Genomic DNA, 2401 nt, shown 5'->3' on the forward strand with positions numbered 1-2401 from the left:
CTGAGCGCAAGCACAGGTGCCTCGCGCGTTCACCACGCCGTCTCCTCGCCGGGCGCCGGGACGGTCAGGCGGGAGCGACCAGGAAGACCGGGTGGCGATCCGCCTCGGCCGCGAACGCCCCCGCCCCGTCCCCCGGCGACGCCTCGAACGCGTCGCGCACGAACGGCACCACGCCGAACCGCCGCCGGTAGGCCAGCAGGACGACCGGCACCCGGTCGTCCCCGACCTCGACCAACCGCACCCGCCGCGTCCGCCGGCCCCGGACGAACTCCGCCCGCCCATCCGCCCGGACGTTGTGCACCCAGTGCGTGTCCCCGAACGGCGACACCACCCATTCCCGGCCGTCCAGCTTCAGCACCGCGACCGGCGCGGTCCGGAGCAGACCGCTGCGGCGGCCACGCGTGCGCAGCAATCGCAACGGGCCCATCGGGACGCCCCACGCGAGCATCCGCTGCGGGAACCGGCTCATGCGCGCCAGCCGGGGAGGCAGCCGCGCCCCGCTCCTCGTTCCGCCTCGTTCGCCTCCCATCTCGCTACTCCCCCGGTCCCTCTCCCGCGGCCGGCGGACCGGCCTTGGGGAACGGCGGTGGCGCGGCAGCGTCCCGGAGAGGCCCGCTGAGCTGCAGGTGCGCGATCCGCCACACCCCGTCCTGCCGGACGGCGACCAGCGTCACGCGGTACGAGCCGCTCGCGTCACGGCCGCGCGCGGTGGTGCGCTGCTTCTGCTCGCCGTGCATCACCGCGGTGTCGCCGTACAGCCTGACCTGCGGGTCCAGCACCTCGAACTCGTGGTTGACCAGGTCGCCGCGGTGCCGTCCGGCCCACGCCTTGGCGGGCAGGACGAACCCGACCGGGCCGACGGCGAGGAAGTCTTCGGCGAGCAGGCCGTCGTAGGCGGCCACGTCGCCCGTCCGCTCCGCGTCGGCCCAGCGCCGCACCAGGTCGAGGATCTCCGAGTGGCTCATGGGCACTCCTTCTTCTAACTGGGGAATATCTCTCCGCTTCACCGTCGCACGGCACGCCCCGGCCCGCAAGAGAAGTGGAGAAACTTTCCCCACTTAGGTGTTAGGGTGCGACCGGGACAAGGAGAGGGGAGCCGCGATGCGCGCCGACGCCCGACGCAACCTGGAACGGATCCTGCTGGCCGCGCGGGACCTGGTGATCGAGCGCGGCCCCGCCGTCCCCCTGGACGACATCGCCAAGCGGGCGGGCGTCGGCAGCGGCACGCTGTACCGCCGCTTCCCCGACCGCGCCACCCTGCTGCACGCGGTCGCCGTCGACGCCCTGACCCGCACCGTCGCGGCCGCGAGCACGGCCACCGCCCAGGAGAGCGAACCGTTCGAGGCACTCGCCCGCTACATGCGCGAAGCGCTCGACCAGCGGGTGTCGGCCGTCCTCCCCGCTCTGCTCGACAGCGTCGACCTCGCCGGGGACCCGGAACTGGCCGCCCTGCGCCGGGAGGCCGTCCAGCTGCTCGAAGGCATGATTGAGCGTGCTCATGCGGCGGGCGCGCTGCCTCCGGACGTCACCTTCGACGACATCGGGATGATGCTCGTCCGGCTCGCCCGCCCTCTCCCCGGCCCGATCCCGGAGGAGACCAAACACGAGCTGGCGCGACGGCATCTGGAGCTGTTCATTCGCGGACTGCGGAGTCAGGTGGGGATGACATCAGCCCCGCCCTTTACAATGTAGATCATTAAGAGGACGCTCGTTCCCCTCCGTCGGCCGATGGCCGCGTCGATCAGAGGAGGGTGACCGTCCAGGGGCCCGCCGCGTCGACGTGGAGGTACGTCGGGCCCTCGATGTCCGCTTCGACGGCGGTGTCGCCCCTCCCCGACAGCAGAAGGCCGCTCTTCTCCAAGGCCGGAGTGAGAGCGGTCAGAGTGAACGCTCCCCGTGCGGTGTGACGCATTCTGATCCGCCCCGGACCGCCGGCATGGCGCATCACGAACTGGCCTTCTCCCCCGAGCCGGTCACGAAGGAGGGGAACGGTGTCGACGGTCTGGATCCAGGCCCACCAGTGATGGGCGAAACCCGTCCTGATCGCGAGGCGGACCTCGCTCTCCTCACCGGACAGCAGCGGGACCACCACCCGGCGCTGCCTCTTGGAGCGCAGCAGAGTCCTGCGCCGCTCCGGCGGCCCCATCTCCACGATGTTGAATTCGTACTCCCACCGGAAGCGGACCACCAGAAGGAGCGGCCCGTCGCCGGCGGGACGGTGGAGGACCACCTCCGCGCCCTCATCCCCCTCAGCGCGTTGCCGCTTCCCCGTGCCCTCCGGCCACATCTTGAACGGCTGCGGCGGCTTCGGCCCCCCGGCGCCCTGCGGCGACCGCGGCGGCGGACCGACGAGGCGCGCCCGGGCGGGGACATCGGAGTCGGCCGCGGGCGGGTCGACCGG

At 72.5% G+C, this 2401-nt stretch carries 4 protein-coding genes; 1 reads left to right on the forward strand and 3 read right to left on the reverse strand.

The annotated features are described in order from the left end of the window. Positions 1–64: 64 nt before the first annotated feature. Complete coding sequence (locus AB0J52_RS36465; RefSeq protein ID WP_500187471.1) at positions 65–529, reverse strand: nitroreductase family deazaflavin-dependent oxidoreductase; 465 nt, start codon at positions 527–529, stop codon at positions 65–67. Positions 530–533: 4 nt separating this feature from the next. Next, positions 534–965, reverse strand: a complete 432-nt coding sequence (locus AB0J52_RS36470) for a nuclear transport factor 2 family protein (protein ID WP_500187472.1) — start codon at positions 963–965, stop codon at positions 534–536. 136 nt (positions 966–1101) lie between these two features. On the opposite strand from AB0J52_RS36470, the gene AB0J52_RS36475 reads away from it, so the two are divergent. Next, a complete protein-coding gene (locus AB0J52_RS36475) occupies positions 1102–1692 on the forward strand; it encodes a TetR/AcrR family transcriptional regulator (protein ID WP_500187473.1) in 591 nt (196 codons plus the stop codon). Positions 1693–1741: 49 nt separating this feature from the next. Here the strand turns inward: AB0J52_RS36475 and AB0J52_RS36480 are convergent. Next, positions 1742–2401 (reverse strand): hypothetical protein (locus tag AB0J52_RS36480; protein ID WP_500187474.1); only part of this gene is annotated, 660 nt, incomplete at its 5' end.

The sequence above is a fragment of the Spirillospora sp. NPDC049652 genome (assembly GCF_040675125.1).
Lineage (GTDB): Bacteria > Actinomycetota > Actinomycetes > Streptosporangiales > Streptosporangiaceae > Spirillospora.

Coding starts and splice junctions, on each gene's coding strand:
- AB0J52_RS36465 (WP_500187471.1), bottom strand. CDS start 529: ATGGGAGGCGAACGAGGCGGAACGAGGAGCGGGGCGCGGCTGCCTCCC.
- AB0J52_RS36470 (WP_500187472.1), bottom strand. CDS start 965: ATGAGCCACTCGGAGATCCTCGACCTGGTGCGGCGCTGGGCCGACGCG.
- AB0J52_RS36475 (WP_500187473.1), top strand. CDS start 1,102: ATGCGCGCCGACGCCCGACGCAACCTGGAACGGATCCTGCTGGCCGCG.